The organism is Bacteroides sp. An19 (assembly GCF_002160215.1).
In the GTDB taxonomy this organism is placed as follows: domain Bacteria; phylum Bacteroidota; class Bacteroidia; order Bacteroidales; family Bacteroidaceae; genus Phocaeicola; species Phocaeicola intestinalis.
Map to the genome: position 1 here is coordinate 1 of NZ_NFKD01000041.1, position 15325 is coordinate 15325.

A 15325-nucleotide genomic window follows, 5' to 3' on the forward strand; every position below is an offset into this window, starting at 1 on the left:
CACAGCAAGAGATAGACTGTGGTACGGCCGCTGGCACTCTTGTTGTCTACTTTCGAGAAATGCGTGTCGGCTATCGGCGTAAAGCGGAGGAACGAGGATATTTTATTGTTTTCTATTGATTTGACTCGTTCGGGCACTATTTCTTTCATCCTTTCGAATACGAACTTATTCAACTCGTCGGGATTTAATGTGCCGTTGGTGCGGAAGTAGCAGTTGTAGTTCCAGTTCCGCCAGTTGTCTTTGTTTTCATCGGGTGAGAGGGACCGGAAGAGGAAGTTGCCTATCTGTGAGTTCTCGGGAAAGTCCTCGTACACGCCGCCCACAGTCAGCGGACGGTTGTCTGCCTGTTTGCCTTTGAAGATGGTTTTTCCTACGGCATCGATGGTGCCGAAGAAGCGCATTGCCATGGAGCGGGGGATGAGCACTTGTCCTTTCCGTTCGAGTGCGTCGGCGGAGCCGGCTATCATGTGGGGCTGGAAGGTCTTCATAAAGTTATCGAATCCGGTGAGAGTCGCTTCTTTGAACGAATGACCGTCGATTTCATATTCTATTTCGTTCCAAAAAGAAGAAATAATGGAAACGGTTTGTATGTGTGGCGAGCTGCTGCCTATCAGTTCGCACAGCGGGCGCGACATCCACGTCTGCCAGCCGATGTCATTGCTGTAATAGATTTCCGTCCGGTAGATGTTCCGGTAGTCCTTGTACCCCTTGTTGAAATTCAGGTCATAGTCCACCTGCGTCATGATGACGAAGAAGGAGGCGAAGGCGATAGCCAGCCCGATGATGTTGAGGACGCTTGCCGTGAGGAAACGCCGGAAGGTATGCGAGAAGTTGCGTGCTAAGGTGTTCATATACTCATTTACTATTTGACAATTTACTATTTACTATTTTTAGTTGACAAGGTAACGAGTTGACAAGTTGACAAGGTTTTCAGATGCTAACTATTCAGAACCTTGTCCCCTTGTCAACTTGTCCCCTTGTTACCTTTGTATTCATTCCCCGATTTTCAGCCGACGGCTGTCGACGCGCCCCAAGAAGCTGTCCTTGATGCTTGCCGAACGCGCCTTGCCGCTCAGCTTGAGCGAGCTTACGCCGTCGGTGCGGGCTTTCAATTGGTCGCAGTAGACACGGATGTCGCCTTGACCCACGCCGTCGATGTTAATCCGGGCGGTGCGGCAATGCAGGTCTTTGATTTCGATTGTGCCTACGCCGTCTATTTCGCAACGGATGTCTTTGGCATTCAGCGTTGTCTCGCATTCGAAGGTGCCTACGCCGTCTATTTCCACTTCGGCGAGCGTGGGGGCGGTAAGGTAGACCGTCACGCCTTGGATGTTCTGCTTCCCTTTGCCTTCTTTCCGCTGGTCGATGGTGAGGGTGCCGTTTTTCACGGTGGTGGTGAGCCTGCCCACTTCTTTCGCCTCGCCTTCCACGCGGCACGCCCACGTGTCGCCTTGGGTGAAGCGGACGGTTGCCACGCCGTCGATGTGAACGGCCGTGTAGCCGCTGATGTCGCGCGTTTCGCTGGTCTGGTTGTCTTTTGCCATGCAGGCGTTGAGGCTTGCGCCGAGAAGTACGATGAGTGAAAGGATAATCTGTTTCATAAATTTCATTTTTTTAGTGGTTGTTGTATCGTTCGAGGGGGCGAATCGGGCTTCCGCCGTCCGTGGAGTGCCTTCCGCGGGCGTAAATTGTATTTTTTTCATCCGTGGAGCCCGATTCGTGCCCTCGAATGGCATTTTTTCCGCTGCGGAAGCCCGATTCGTACTCTCGAATGGCATTTTTTTCGTCGCGGAAGCCCGATTCGTGCTCTCGAATGGCATTTTTTTCGTCGCGGAAGTCCGATTCGTGCCCTCGAATGGCATTTTTTTCGTCGCGGAAGTCCGATTCAGCCCCCTAAATCGTGTCTTTTTCACCACAGAGGCCACAGAGGCACACAGAGTTCTTTTATTTTTTCCTTTGTCACGCCGGATTTGTAATCCGGCGTAATCGAGTATTCGGATTTGTAATCCGAATCATTTGCTTCTGCTGCTGGTGTTACGGATTGCAAATCCGTGTGCTCCATACTTGCGGATTGCAAATCCGCAAGGACAATGCCCTCTGTGGTAGAAAATTCTTCATTCTTCATTCTTCATTTCAGAATGAGCACTTCGTTGTCCTTGTAGCTTTCGTAGCCGGAGACGATGACCCGCTCGCCCTGCTCCAGGCCTTCCAATACCTCGTAGTATTGCGGGTTCTGGCGGCCGATGCGTATCTGGCGGCGGTATGCCTTCTTGCCGTCTTTGTCGAGGACGAATATCCAGTTGCCGCCCGTCACCTGGAAGAAGGTTCCCTTGGGGATGAGGACGCTTTGGGTAGGCTCGCCCAGCTGGAGGTCGATGTAGTAGGTCTGTCCGCTGCGGATGTTTTCGGGGCGTTTGCCTTCGAAGACGAGGTCGGTGCGGAAGCGGCCTTCGCGCACTTCGGGGTAGACTTTGCGCACCTTGAGGTGGAACGTGGCGCCCTGGCGTTCGAAGGTGGCGGGCAGGCCGTTGGTGACGCGGTCGATGTAGTGTTCGTCTATCATCGCTTCAATCTTGAAGTCGGAGAGGTCGTTGATTTGTCCCACCATTTGTCCGGCGGTGATGTTCTGTCCCAGTTCCACGTCGAGCAGTCCCAGTTCGCCGTCTATCGGGGCGCGCACTTCCAGCTTGTCCTTGCGTTCGCGGATGAGGAGGACGTTCTGGCGCATGTTGTGCAGGTTGTCTTCCATCTGGTCCATCTGGATGGTGCGGTAGATGGAGTCTTGCACGAGGCGTTCGCTGACGAGGCTGTGTTTCTGCTGCGCCACTTGGTAGTCTTCTTCGGCTTGCAGGAACTCTTCGCGGCTGATGAGCCGTTCTTTGTAGAGGCGTTCGTATTGCTGGAAGGTGCGCAGCTTGCGGCGTGTGTCTACGTCGAGCTGCACTTTTTCGGTCTCGTTGTTCAGCTTGTCTTGCTGCATGGTCACCTGGGTGTTGCGCAGGAGGTTCTGTTTTTCGGCGAGTTCGGACTCGGCGTTCAGTATCTGCAGGTCGAGGTTGGAGTTGCTCAGTCGGAGGATGATGTCGCCTTTTTTCACGTGGGCGCCTTCCTCGACTACTTTTTCCTGCACGATGCCTCCTTCTTCGGGGCTGAGCTGTACGATGGAGATGGGCTGCACTTGTCCGTTGAGGCGGATGTAGTCGTTGAATTCTCCGTAGGTGACGTCGGCGATGTTGAGCGCGTCGCCGTCGATGCGCAGGGTGGACGCGTGGTTGCCGAAGATAATCCATACCAGCAGGGCGAGGACGACGGCGCCGCCTGCGATGTAGGGGATGTGTTTCTTCTGAATGCCTTTTTTCTTTTCGAGTTGAATATCCATAATTTTTTTCTAATTAATAGTTAACAATTAATAGTTAATAATGAGGATTCTTCGTTCCTCATTCCTCATTCTTCATTCCGAATGATTTCTTCTCCTTTGTAATAATCTACCAGGCGGCACTTCATCACGTAGGTGAGTTTGCTTTGCAGCAGTCCGGTCTGGCTTTCGAGCAGGGTGGAGGCGTTGTTCTGCACGTCGAGCGAGGTCATCAGCCCTTCTTCGTACTTGCGGCGGGTGACGCGGTAGGCGATGGAGTCGGAGGCGGCTTTCTTTTCCATCTGCAGGCTTTCCTTGAGGAATCCTTCGCGGTCTTGCACCGCTTGGAGCACCAGTTTCTGCAGGGCTTCTTTCTGCGCCTCGTATTGCTGGGTGGCGATGAGGTAGCTGTTTTTCGCCTGCTTCACGCCGATGGAACCCGACATCCGGTTGAAGATGGGGATGCTCATCGAGATGCCGAAGTAGGAACCGAAGTTGTTCCTCATCTGGTCGGCGAAGTTGTCGTAGCCCGTTTTGTGGAGCTCTTTATAATAAGAGGAGGAGATGCCGCCGAAGATGCTGATGGTGGGGAAGAGCGAGCTCCACGAAATCTTGCGGCTCATCCGCGCCACTTGCTTGTTCATTTCCGACTGGCGCAGGGTGGGGTTGCAGCTGAGGGCAAGGCGGAACACTTCGTCGGCGTTGTCTTGCGCCAGCTGCACCTGTTCGATGACGGGGGCGTCTATCAGCCGGGTGTCGAGCACGAGGGTGTCTTCCGCCGGATAATTCATCGTCTGCTTCAGGGTGAGCATCGCCGTTTCGTAGAGGTTGCGCTGGTGGGTCAGGTTGTAGGCGTCGGTGGCTTGCTGGGCTTCCATCTGTGCCACGTCCGCCATGCCTTTCAGTCCCAATGTTTCCTGCCGCTTGGTTTTGTATACCAGGGAGTCGCTTTCCAGCAGTTTCTTTTCCGCCAGGCGGGTGGTGCCGTAATAGTAGAGGGCGTCGATGTATGCCTGAAAGGTTTCGAGGGCGGTGTTGTCGCGCGCTTCCTGCAGGGCGGCTTTGCCCAACAGTTCGTTCGCCCTTGCCTGACGCACTTGGTTGATGAGGCTTCCTCCCCGGAAGATAGACATTGAGCCTTCCATAGAGTAGCCGTTGTTGAAGGTAGACTGCGAGATGTAGGTATTGGTCGCCGGGTCTACCGAACGTCCGTAATTGTACTGCGCACCCACGCTTCCGCTCACTCCGGGCAGGAATTGTCCGATGGCTTTAATCTTGTCCAGCCGGTAGTTGTCGGCTTCCAGTTTCCGCTGCTTCACGGTACGGTTGTGTTCTACGGCGTATGCCATGCAGCGGTCGATGTCCCATGCTTCTTGGGCGGTTGCCGACAGGCTGCACAGGCAGAGCAGCATGCCCATTGATTTTCGTATGTTCATATTCTTTTTCATATTTTGTCTTTGTTTCTGTCAAATCAATAACAAATATCGTGCCAGAAAATTAAATGATTGTTTTTCTGCTTGTTATAAAAAAGCTCATTTGGTGGAGTGTCAAAAAATTAGACACTTGGTGTCAAAAAATTAGACACTTCCTATGAAAGGGCGTATTGTTTCTTTGTGTATCTTTGCAGACAGAAAGATGAAACGCAGATTAACGTAGATTTTCGCGGATTAATAAAAATCAGCGTTAATCCGCGTTAATCTGCGTTGAAAAAATCAGAAACAACAATGGCAAAACAAGGAACTTTATTGGTGGTGGATGATAACCGCAACATCTTGACTTCTTTGCAATATTTGCTGGTAGATTATTTCGGGCAGATTCTGACACTTGACTCTCCCGTAACGATACCGACTGTACTGGCTCAAAACGGTGTAGATATAGTATTGCTGGATATGAACTTTTCTTCGGGCATCAACAACGGGAACGAGGGACTTTACTGGCTGAAGGAAATCCGTCGATTGCGTCCGCAGGCGGCAGTGGTGCTGTTTACGGCATACGCCGATATCGACCTTGCGGTAAGAGGGATTAAGGACGGTGCTGCCGACTTTATCGTGAAGCCGTGGAACAATGACAAGTTGATTCAGACTTTACTGGATGTATATCGTAAAGTATGCAATGGACGAAAGGAGAAAAAACGTGCAATGTTGGTCTCGGAAGGGAATGATACGACAATGTATTGGGGCAATTCGGCAGCTATCCGCCCTTTACGTGCATTGGTGGAAAAAGTCAGCACTACGGATGCGAATATTCTGATTACCGGCGAGAACGGTACGGGCAAGGATATGCTGGCACGTGAGATACACCGCCTTTCGAACCGGAAAGACGGACCGATGGTCGTGGTGGATATGGGTGCCATTACCGAATCGCTGTTCGAAAGTGAATTGTTCGGTCATGTAAAAGGTTCGTTCACCGATGCCCATGCCGACCGTATCGGACGCTTTGAGGCTGCCGATGGCGGAACCTTGTTTTTGGACGAGATAGCCAATCTGCCTTATTACCTGCAGGCAAAACTGCTGACCGCCATTCAGAAGCGGAGTTTCATCAAAGTAGGAAGCAACCTGCCGCAACCTACCAATATCCGCCTGATATGCGCCACAAACCGCGACTTGGATGAAATGGTACGCAAGGGGGAGTTCCGCGAAGACTTGCTTTACCGCATCAACACCATTCACTTGCACATCCCTTCGCTCCGCGAGCGGAAAGAAGATATTCTTCCGTTGGCGCGGATGTTTCTGGAACGCTATGCCAAGCAATACGGAAGGACCAGCGGCACATTTGCTCCGGACGCGGCAGCCCGGCTATTGGCATATCCGTGGTACGGGAATATCCGTGAATTGCAACATACGATTGAGAAAGCTGTGATTTTGGCGGATGACGGTGAGTTGCGTGCCGAATCGTTGCAGTTGGCTGATATGGCAGAAAGAGAAAACGCATCGGGGACTGAAGAAAAAACAGAAATGGCATTTCACACCTTGGATGAAATGGAGCGTACGATGATTCAGCAAGCTATCGGACAGTGTGACGGCAACTTGTCACAAGCAGCCGCCAAGTTGGGAGTAACCCGGCAAACGCTTTATAATAAGATGAAACGGTATGGCTTATAAGTGGTTTTATGCAACGTTTGTCCGTCTGGTAGCTTTGATGGGTGGAATAGCATTGCTTACGGCCGGTATCTTGGAAAAGGTTTGGTGGGCAGGCATTGCAGGAGGAGGATTATGCGTTATAGTCGCATGGATATCCTATCAGATGCAACAACAATTGCGTGAGAAAAGCTGGCTGATGCTGGAAGCCATCCGTAACCGTGACTATTCGTTCCGCTTGCCTCTTTATGGCTTTTCGGGTGGAGAACGTGTGTTGCAGGAAACATTGAACCAGTTCGGTAGCCTGATGGGTGAACAGAAGCAACTGATGGAACAGCGGGAACGGTTCTACGAACAAATATTGTCGAGTGTAAGTTCAGGGGTAATCGTACTGGATGAAAATCACGTTGTCGTACAAACCAATCCGGCAGCTGCGCGGCTGTTGGGAATACCGATACTTAGCACGCTACGTCAGCTGGAACGTTTCGGTACCGAAGTTCCATACTTGTTGCGTACACTGAAAGCCGGAGAACGGTGCAATCTTCAGTACACAACAGGAAAAGGTGATGTGCAATTGTCGGTGCGGGCAACCGAGATGCAGCTGGGCGGGAAGAATGTGCGTATCCTTACTTTGAACGATATCCGCAATGAACTGGACGCAAAGGAATTGGATTCGTGGATTAAGCTGACTCGTGTGCTGACCCACGAAATTATGAACTCCATCGCTCCCATTTCTTCGCTGAGCGAAACATTCCTGAAACGGAAAGATGTCGTAAACGGTCCATTGTACGACGGTATCCGTGCCATTCACGAGACATCAACAGGGTTGATTTCGTTTGTAGACAGTTACCGCAAATTTTCAGCCTTACAGAAACCTTCTCCCGAACCTTTCTACCTGATGGACCTTTTGAAGCAGATACAAGGACTGAGTCTTGTGCCCGAGACAGTGGCACTTACTTTGCAGATAGAACCGGTAGAGCTGATGCTGTATGCCGACCCGAACCTGATTCGGCAAGTATTGATAAACATTTTGAAAAATGCGGTACAGTCTATCGGTGGGAACAAAGGGCGCATCCACATACGTGCCTACAGTGCAGCTGATGAGCATGTTTTTATTTATATCAGTAATGACGGTCCGGTAATTCCGGAAGAGGAAGCCGAACAGATTTTTGTTCCTTTCTTTACCACTCGTATCAATGGAAGTGGCATCGGTCTTTCACTTTCCCGCCAGATTATGAAGCTTTCGGGAGGGAGCATCAGCTTGTTGCGTGCCGGCACTAACGGATGGAACACCACGTTTGTCTTGGAGTTTGAATAACGTATTACTGGAGATTGTATCACATTAATATTCTATTACTATGCAGATAGACCGATTCTTGACCGCACAACAAAACACGTATGCAGAAGCTCTTGCCGAGGTAAAGGCTGGACGGAAAACTAAGCATTGGATTTGGTGGATATTCCCACAACTGAGAGGGTTGGGTATAAGTGAAACTTCTGATTATTATGGTATAGCAGACCTGAAAGAAGCACAGGATTACCTGAAGCATCCTGTATTGGGAAATCGCTTGCGCGAAATCACCCTTGTTCTCCTGAATACGGATAAAAGTGCTGAAAGCGTATTTGGTACGCTGGACGCAATGAAAGTACGCTCGTGTATGACTCTGTTCAACCAAGTAGCTACAGACGACCTGTTTCGGCGTGTGTTGTGCAAGCATTTCGGTGGAGAACAGGACGCGCTTACGCTCCGCTTGCTTCGTTCTTCTTCGAAAAACTTTCTGGCAGGAGCTGCGGCAGGCGATATCATCGGTTCGGTTTATGAATGGCGTGGATGTAAAACCCCAGACTTTCCTTTGTTTGGCAAAGATTCGAAATTTACCGACGATACCGTAATGACCGTAGCTAATGTTCGCTGGTTGCTGGAGAAAGGAAGCCTGACGGACATTATGCAGGACCTTGGACGCAGGTATCCCCATGCCGGGTACGGAGGTATGTTTAAGAAATGGTTGAAAGAGGAGTATCCTCAGCCTTATAATAGTTTTGGAAACGGAGCTGCCATGCGGGTCAGCCCTGTGGGATGGGTATTCGGTACACTTGAGGAAACCTTAGATGCGGCTCTGGAAAGTGCATCGGTTACTCATAATCATCCTGAAGGTATCAAAGGTGCACAAGCTACTGCTGCCTGCATTTTCCTGGCACGCAAGAATCATCCGAAAGAAGCTATTAAGGCATACATCGAGGAAACTTTCCATTACAATCTGGACCGTACATGCGATGAGATACGCCCCGCTTATCGTTTCGATTCCCGGTGTCAAGGCTCTGTGCCCGAATCTATTATCGCATTTTTGGAAAGCACCGGTTATGAAAGTGCAGTCCGGCTGGCTGTATCGTTAGGTGGCGATACTGATACGATGGCTGCCATTGTCGGAAGCATTGCCGAGGCCTATTATGGAGGTGTTCCCGAAACTATTCGGGAAGAAGTCTTGAAAAGATTGCCGGAGGAATTTGCAGACTTGTTACAAAGGTTTTACGCAGAATATATGGAATTGGAAATAGATTAGGCTGCATGAGCGATTTACTGCATCGTTTGTAAGATTAATAATCTTACAAGCAAGGCAGTCATGTTTCTTGCCACAGACACAGAGGTGCACAGTGTTTTTTAAATTTTTCCTCTGTGGTACTTTGTGTCCTCTGTGGTGAGAAAATGCACAATTTCATACCGTGCAAAGTATAATGTTCTGGTTTGGCTTGGAAAAGAATCCGATGGACATAATGTGTACGGGCGCAAAATCCGGCTTGACAAACTTTTTGTAGAAATTCAGAAGCTGTTTTGAATTTATCGTGCGATGATTTGGGATGAGTTTTTGAGGCATTTTCGCTTCTGTGATGAGGAAGATAGCGGGCTATCTGACGAAGAACAGGAGCGAAAAAGACCAAAAAATCGCCCAAAGCACACACGAAAACGGATACATCAAGCCAAGAAAAACTTTTTGGAGAAATTCAAAACAGCTTCTCAAAACAGTTTCTAAAATAAAAAGACCGTCTCAAATCAAGTTTGAAACGGTCTTTTTTATGTTGGGCTACTCGGATTCGAACCAAGAAAAACAGGACCAGAATCTGTTGTGTTACCATTACACCATAGCCCAAACACATAATATAATTATCTCCTCCCTGGAGACAATCACTTATTGAAGTTGGGCTACTCGGATTCGAACCAAGAAAAACAGGACCAGAATCTGTTGTGTTACCATTACACCATAGCCCAAAATCATGTCATTAACCGATGTTACGATTTTGACGCTGCAAAGGTACAACTTTTCTCTAACATAGCAAGGATTTTGAAGTTTTTTTTCAAAAAAATACAAAAGAAAGAGAGAATTAAGTGTCAATCTTTCGTGATGTACAGAAAACCAAGTATATTTGCCGCATGTTCTCTTTATATTAATAGAGAAGAAACCATTAAAAACAAATTTTTAAAACAAAACAAAGGACAGAACGTAATGAACGAAACAAAACTTTTAGTGCAAAAAATAACAGAAGGCATTCAAGAGAAAAAAGGCAAAAACATCGTAATCGCAGACTTAACCAATATAGGAGATACCATCTGTAAGTATTTCATCATTTGCCAAGGAAATTCCTCCAGTCAAGTTTTGGCTATTGCAGATTCGGTAAAAGAGTATGTAAAAAAAACGACCGGAGAAAGAGTATACGGTATGGACGGAGTGCGCAATGCACAATGGATAGCCATGGATTATGGCGATATTCTGGTGCATGTATTCTTGCCCGAAGTCCGTTCTTTCTATAATTTGGAGAATCTTTGGGCGGATGCAAAACTAACAACAATCCCTGATTTGGACTAACCATTCATTTTCATATACATCATGAGCGAAAATCAAAACAACAATATCAATAATACTCCGAACAATAAGCCTAAAATCAATGTGCCTCGTCCTAACCTGACGTGGCTTTACGTGGTAATAGCGCTTGTATTCGGCTTTCTTTACTTGTCAAGTGATGAAGGCAGTGCAAACAAAGAAATATCCTATACCGAATTTAAGGAAATGGTAAAAAAAGGATATGCCAGCAAAATCATCGCTTATGACGATAACACGGTGGAGATGTTTATCAAACCTGAACACATCGTGGATGTATTCAAACAAGATGCCAGCAAAGTCGGAAAAAGTCCTGCTGTGACTATTCAAGTCGGTTCTATAGATACATTGGATAAATTTCTTGATGAAGAACAGGCTAATGGACACTTTACGGGGTCTGTCAGTTATGAAAAGCGGAATAACTATTTTGGAATGATTTTCTGGAACATATTTCCGTTTTTGCTGCTGATAGCCATCTGGATTTATGCCATGCGGCGCATGAGCGGAGGTGCAGGGCCAGGGGGAACTGGAGGTGTATTCAATGTAGGAAAAAGCAAAGCACAATTGTTCGAAAAAGGTGCCAATCGTGTGACATTCAAAGATGTGGCTGGTCAGGCTGCCGCTAAACAAGAAGTGCAGGAAATCGTGGACTTCCTGAAAGACCCGGAAAAATATACGAAGCTGGGAGGAAAAATTCCTAAAGGAGCTTTGCTGGTAGGTCCTCCGGGGACAGGAAAGACTTTGCTTGCCAAAGCAGTGGCAGGTGAAGCCGATGTGCCGTTCTTTTCGATTTCGGGTTCCGATTTCGTAGAGATGTTTGTGGGCGTAGGGGCATCGCGTGTGCGGGACCTGTTTCGCCAAGCCAAAGAAAAATCTCCCTGTATTATTTTTATTGATGAAATAGATGCCGTAGGACGTGCCCGTGGAAAAAACCCGAACATGGGAGGTAATGACGAGCGTGAAAATACCTTGAACCAGTTGCTCACCGAGATGGATGGATTCGGCTCGAATAGTGGAGTCATCATTTTGGCTGCGACTAACCGTGTAGATATTTTGGATAAGGCATTATTACGTGCAGGACGTTTCGACCGGCAGATTTATGTAGACTTGCCCGACTTGAACGAACGAAAAGAAGTATTCGGTGTACATTTGCGTCCGTTGAAGCTGGATAATACCGTTGATGTAGACTTGCTGGCACGCCAGACACCGGGATTCAGCGGTGCTGACATTGCCAATGTGTGTAATGAAGCTGCCTTGATAGCGGCACGTCACTCGAAGGAATCGGTGGGAAAGGATGATTTCTTGGCTGCTATCGACCGCATAGTGGGAGGTCTGGAAAAGAAGACAAAAGTAATGACCGCTGCTGAAAAACGTGCCATAGCCCTGCATGAGGCAGGACATGCCACTGTGTCTTGGCTGTTGGAGCATGCCAACCCGCTGATCAAAGTAACCATTGTCCCCCGTGGAAGGGCATTGGGGGCTGCCTGGTATTTGCCGGAAGAACGCCAACTTACTACCAAGGAACAAATGTTGGATGAAATGTGTGCTACCCTGGGAGGACGTGCGGCAGAAGAGATTTGTGTCGGACAAATCTCCACGGGTGCCATGAATGACTTGGAGCGTGTCACCAAACAGGCTTACGCCATGATAGCTTTTGCCGGCATGAGCGACAAATTGCCCAACCTGTGCTATTATAACAATGATGAGTACGCATTTAATAAACCTTACAGTGAACATACTGCTGAAATCATTGATCAGGAAGTGCAGAAAATGATCAATGAGCAGTACGCTCGTGCTAAAGAGCTGTTGCAACAACACCGTGAAGGACATGCACAACTGGCGCAGATGTTGATAGAGCGTGAAGTGATTTTTGCCGAAGACGTGGAAAAAATATTCGGCAAACGGCCTTGGACTTCCCGCTCGGAAGAAATCATGGCAGAGGAGCATAAGTCTGAAACGGCCCAAATAGAAGCCGGACAGCCTAAAGCATTGCCTGAAAATGCTGCCCGGGAAGAAAACGAAGGACAGGAAGAGGAGTCCCCAAAGACTTCGGAGCAAACTGGTGAAAACAAGTAAATAAGTCAATCGAGGGTGTATCAAATAGAAATCAGCTTTCATTTTGTCATTCTGAGTGCTCATTTTCCGCAGGAAATAGGTACTCAGAATGACCTTACTTTTTGATTGTCGTTTTTTATTTTGAGACAGCCTCGGTTGATAGATAAACATAAGTACCATGAAAAATAATTTTCTACAACGGACAATTACAGGTGTCATTTTTGTCGCCGTATTGGTAGGATGTATTCTAGGAGGTCCTATCTCGTTCACCATTCTGTTTTGCGTCATCAGTGCACTGACCATCAACGAATTTGGCACACTGGTGAACGCAACCGGTCAGGTACAGATGAACAAATCTATCACTATTCTGGCAGGAGTGTTCTTGTTTCTTTGCTTCGGATACATTGGAGTCGTTCCGGGAAGTAACGAAATATTCATACCTTACCTGTTTCTTATCTTGTATTTGTTTATCAGTGAATTGTATAAACAGCAAAAAGACCCTATCAACAATTGGGCATATTCTATGATGAGCCAGCTCTACATCGGTCTTTCGTTTGCCTTGCTGAACCTGCTGGCTTATCACAACAGTGCAGCGACTAGCGTTTCGCAGTATAATCCGGTATTACCTTTGTCTATTTTTATCTTTACATGGATAAACGATACCGGAGCTTATTGTACGGGTATGCTGTTCGGAAAGCACCGTTTGTTTGAACGTATATCTCCTAAAAAGTCATGGGAAGGCTCAATTGGCGGGGCTGTGTTTTGCATCATTGCAGCTGTTGTGCTCTCTCATTATTTTACCTTTCTCACAATGGGTGAGTGGATTGGCTTAGGATTGACCATCGTGGTGTTCGGCACATGGGGAGACCTGACCGAGTCACTTTTCAAACGGACATTGGGCATCAAGGATTCGGGAAACATCCTGCCTGGACACGGAGGTATGCTCGACCGTTTCGATAGTACACTGATGGCGGTACCTGCAGCTGTGGTTTACTTATATATTCTTTCATTGATATAACCGTTTCTTATATGCCGACAAGGCTTGCAGCATCTGGCGGGCAGCCCGTCCGGATGCTCCAGCCTTTCCTAGAATCTGTATCAGGCAATCGTAATTTTCCAGCATCCGTTTACGTCGCTCGCTGCCTGGCAAGATGTATGACAATTCTTGTTTGATTGCTTTTACCTGCATATCACCTGCTACCAGTTCGGTCACGACTTCCTTGCCGGCTATCAGGTTGACCAATGATACAAAGGGTACTTTTAGAATCATACGTCTCAATAGCGAGACCAGTTTTCCTGCAGCGGTGTAATAGCATACTACCTGAGGCGTACGGAAAAGTGCAGTCTCAAGCGTGGCTGTACCCGAAGTGACCAGTGCCGCTGTAGCATGGGAAAGCAAACGATAAGTTTCGCCAAAGACTATCTTTGTATCTGCATCCATGTACCGGCAGTAAAAGTCTGCCTCAATGCCCGGAGCACCGGCTACTACAAACTGATAGTCTGGAAAATATCGTGAGGCCTTTATCATCCTACGCAGGTTGTCTTTTATCTCTTGCTTTCTGCTCCCTGCAAGTAAAGCGATAATCGGTTTCTGCTCCCAGTTATGTGCAGAAACGAAAGTTTCGAATGTTTCGTTGAAGTTTTTCCGGAAAGCATCGACGGCATCCACGCACGGATTGCCCACATAATGTACCGGGAAATGGTATCTCTGATAAAACTCCACCTCGAACGGCAAGATGGAAAACATTGCGTCTACATCGTGCTGGATGTTTTTGATGCGGTATTCTTTCCATGCCCATATCTTAGGGGAAATGTAGTAAAAGATGGGGATTTCGGTGTGCAGCTTGATGTACTGGGCTATTTTCAGGTTGAAACCCGGATAATCCACCAGTATCAGCACATCAGGATTCCAGGCTTCCACATCGTTCTTGCAGAATTCCATGTTGCGGAGAATCGTCCGCAGGTGTAATAGTACAGGGATGAATCCCATGTATGCCAGTGATTTGTAATGCCGGACACACGTGCCGCCCACTTCTTTCATCAAGTCACCTCCGAAGAACCGGAATTCTGCCTTGGGGTCTTCCTGGAGCAATGCACGCATCAGATTGGATGCATGCAGGTCGCCCGATGCTTCTCCTACTATCAGATAATATTTCATACGTCAAAGTTCCACGTTTTCAGTTCACGTACCATAGCATAGGCGGTTACGTCGATTTGGGTCGGAGTTATCGCCACATAATTGTGTGCCAATGCCCAATGGTCGGTGTCTTCGGCATCAGGCTCCAGATTCTTGTATTCGCCTGTTAACCAGAAATAGTTGCCGCCCCTCGGATGGTCGGCTTTTACAAACTCGTTCGTCCATACACCGTGTGTCTGCCGGCATATCAGTACTCCTTCTAAATCTGAGGTGTCGGGGAAATTCACGTTCAGGCATATCCCCTCGGGCAGTCCTTTTGCCAGGGTTTCTTCCACGATACGGCGTACGTAGGGCAATGTAGCAGAAAAATCAGCATCGGCACTGTGGTTGCACAACGAAAAGCCTATGGAAGGAATCCCTTTCAGACAACCTTCAATAACCACTCCCATTGTGCCCGAATAATGCACATTTACCGAAGAGTTGTCTCCGTGGTTGATTCCGCCAATCACCAAATCGGGCACGGCAGGCACAATGGCATGTAATGCCAGTTTTACGCAATCGACTGGAGTGCCCGAACATTTGTACAAAGCCAGCCCTGCTTCCTGCTGAAGCAAGGCATATTGTATGGGAGAAGCAGATGTGATGGCACCCGAAGCTCCCGAACGGGGACCGTCGGGGGCTACTACAATCAAATCTCCTACCGGGCGTAAGGCACGGATTAGTTCATGTATCCCTTTGGCATTTATGCCGTCATCATTCGACAACAGCAGCAGAGGTCTTTTCTTTGTCATATATTCCTTGATTTATATATCTGTTCTTGCAGACGCAA

The 15325-nt window shown here is 48.1% G+C and carries 14 protein-coding genes and 2 tRNA genes; 7 read left to right on the plus strand and 9 right to left on the minus strand.

Going from position 1 to position 15325, the window contains the following annotated elements; translation table 11 throughout:
• The 5 genes from B5F25_RS14035 to B5F25_RS14055 form a co-directional block, all read right to left on the minus strand.
• A partial coding sequence (locus B5F25_RS14035) for an ABC transporter permease (RefSeq protein WP_140406950.1) occupies positions 1-851 on the minus strand: 851 nt, incomplete at its 3' end.
• Between the two features lie 141 nt (positions 852-992).
• Positions 993-1601, minus strand: a complete 609-nt coding sequence (locus B5F25_RS14040) for a DUF2807 domain-containing protein (RefSeq protein ID WP_162614422.1) — start codon at positions 1599-1601, stop codon at positions 993-995.
• 308 nt (positions 1602-1909) lie between these two features.
• Positions 1910-2125 (minus strand): hypothetical protein, encoded by a 216-nt coding sequence (locus B5F25_RS14045; protein WP_087250253.1) that lies wholly within the window; start codon positions 2123-2125, stop codon positions 1910-1912.
• Positions 2126-2128: 3 nt separating this feature from the next.
• Positions 2129-3379 (minus strand): efflux RND transporter periplasmic adaptor subunit, encoded by a 1251-nt coding sequence (locus tag B5F25_RS14050; RefSeq protein ID WP_087250255.1) that lies wholly within the window; start codon positions 3377-3379, stop codon positions 2129-2131.
• A gap of 65 nt (positions 3380-3444) precedes the next feature.
• On the minus strand, positions 3445-4791 hold the full coding sequence (locus B5F25_RS14055; RefSeq protein ID WP_087250278.1) for a TolC family protein: 1347 nt from the start codon (positions 4789-4791) through the stop codon (positions 3445-3447).
• A 288-nt stretch (positions 4792-5079) separates the two neighbouring features.
• Here B5F25_RS14055 and B5F25_RS14060 point away from each other — a divergent pair, with 288 nt between their 5' ends.
• From B5F25_RS14060 to B5F25_RS21270, 4 genes are all read left to right on the plus strand, one after another.
• On the plus strand, positions 5080-6456 hold the full coding sequence (locus tag B5F25_RS14060) for a sigma-54 dependent transcriptional regulator (RefSeq protein WP_022041287.1): 1377 nt from the start codon (positions 5080-5082) through the stop codon (positions 6454-6456).
• Positions 6446-7750 carry an ATP-binding protein gene (locus B5F25_RS14065; protein WP_022041288.1) on the plus strand — a complete coding sequence of 435 codons (1305 nt, stop codon included), beginning with the start codon at positions 6446-6448 and terminating at the stop codon, positions 7748-7750. Before B5F25_RS14060 ends, B5F25_RS14065 begins: the two co-directional genes overlap by 11 nt.
• A gap of 40 nt (positions 7751-7790) precedes the next feature.
• Positions 7791-8993, plus strand: coding sequence for a DUF1810 family protein (locus B5F25_RS14070; protein ID WP_087250257.1), 1203 nt, complete (start codon positions 7791-7793; stop codon positions 8991-8993).
• 285 nt (positions 8994-9278) lie between these two features.
• Positions 9279-9461: a hypothetical protein gene (locus B5F25_RS21270; RefSeq protein ID WP_140406951.1), complete on the plus strand. Its 183-nt coding sequence runs from the start codon at positions 9279-9281 to the stop codon at positions 9459-9461.
• Positions 9462-9507: 46 nt separating this feature from the next.
• Here the strand turns inward: B5F25_RS21270 and B5F25_RS14075 are convergent.
• A tRNA-Gln gene (locus B5F25_RS14075) sits at positions 9508-9578 on the minus strand.
• 48 nt (positions 9579-9626) lie between these two features.
• A tRNA-Gln gene (locus B5F25_RS14080) sits at positions 9627-9697 on the minus strand.
• 235 nt (positions 9698-9932) lie between these two features.
• On the opposite strand from B5F25_RS14080, the gene rsfS reads away from it, so the two are divergent.
• From rsfS to B5F25_RS14095, 3 genes are all read left to right on the plus strand, one after another.
• Positions 9933-10292: a ribosome silencing factor gene (gene rsfS / locus B5F25_RS14085; protein WP_087207267.1), complete on the plus strand. Its 360-nt coding sequence runs from the start codon at positions 9933-9935 to the stop codon at positions 10290-10292.
• 21 nt (positions 10293-10313) lie between these two features.
• Positions 10314-12380, plus strand: coding sequence for an ATP-dependent zinc metalloprotease FtsH (ftsH, locus tag B5F25_RS14090; RefSeq protein WP_087207233.1), 2067 nt, complete (start codon positions 10314-10316; stop codon positions 12378-12380).
• A 157-nt stretch (positions 12381-12537) separates the two neighbouring features.
• On the plus strand, positions 12538-13377 hold the full coding sequence (locus tag B5F25_RS14095; protein WP_022041293.1) for a phosphatidate cytidylyltransferase: 840 nt from the start codon (positions 12538-12540) through the stop codon (positions 13375-13377).
• Here the strand turns inward: B5F25_RS14095 and lpxB are convergent.
• A complete protein-coding gene (gene lpxB / locus B5F25_RS14100; RefSeq protein WP_087250260.1) occupies positions 13366-14517 on the minus strand; it encodes a lipid-A-disaccharide synthase in 1152 nt (383 codons plus the stop codon). The genes B5F25_RS14095 and lpxB overlap by 12 nt on opposite strands.
• Positions 14514-15287: a 5'/3'-nucleotidase SurE gene (gene surE / locus B5F25_RS14105; RefSeq protein WP_022041295.1), complete on the minus strand. Its 774-nt coding sequence runs from the start codon at positions 15285-15287 to the stop codon at positions 14514-14516. The genes lpxB and surE overlap by 4 nt, the downstream gene beginning before the upstream one ends.
• Positions 15288-15325: the final 38 nt, after the last annotated feature.

Coding starts and splice junctions, on each gene's coding strand:
- B5F25_RS14055 (WP_087250278.1), bottom strand. CDS start 4,791: ATGAACATACGAAAATCAATGGGCATGCTGCTCTGCCTGTGCAGCCTG.
- B5F25_RS14070 (WP_087250257.1), top strand. CDS start 7,791: ATGCAGATAGACCGATTCTTGACCGCACAACAAAACACGTATGCAGAA.
- surE (WP_022041295.1), bottom strand. CDS start 15,287: ATGACAAAGAAAAGACCTCTGCTGCTGTTGTCGAATGATGACGGCATA.
- B5F25_RS14095 (WP_022041293.1), top strand. CDS start 12,538: ATGAAAAATAATTTTCTACAACGGACAATTACAGGTGTCATTTTTGTC.
- B5F25_RS14045 (WP_087250253.1), bottom strand. CDS start 2,125: ATGAAGAATGAAGAATTTTCTACCACAGAGGGCATTGTCCTTGCGGAT.
- B5F25_RS14050 (WP_087250255.1), bottom strand. CDS start 3,379: ATGGATATTCAACTCGAAAAGAAAAAAGGCATTCAGAAGAAACACATC.
- B5F25_RS21270 (WP_140406951.1), top strand. CDS start 9,279: ATGATTTGGGATGAGTTTTTGAGGCATTTTCGCTTCTGTGATGAGGAA.
- lpxB (WP_087250260.1), bottom strand. CDS start 14,517: ATGAAATATTATCTGATAGTAGGAGAAGCATCGGGCGACCTGCATGCA.
- B5F25_RS14065 (WP_022041288.1), top strand. CDS start 6,446: ATGGCTTATAAGTGGTTTTATGCAACGTTTGTCCGTCTGGTAGCTTTG.
- B5F25_RS14040 (WP_162614422.1), bottom strand. CDS start 1,601: ATGAAACAGATTATCCTTTCACTCATCGTACTTCTCGGCGCAAGCCTC.
- rsfS (WP_087207267.1), top strand. CDS start 9,933: ATGAACGAAACAAAACTTTTAGTGCAAAAAATAACAGAAGGCATTCAA.
- B5F25_RS14060 (WP_022041287.1), top strand. CDS start 5,080: ATGGCAAAACAAGGAACTTTATTGGTGGTGGATGATAACCGCAACATC.
- ftsH (WP_087207233.1), top strand. CDS start 10,314: ATGAGCGAAAATCAAAACAACAATATCAATAATACTCCGAACAATAAG.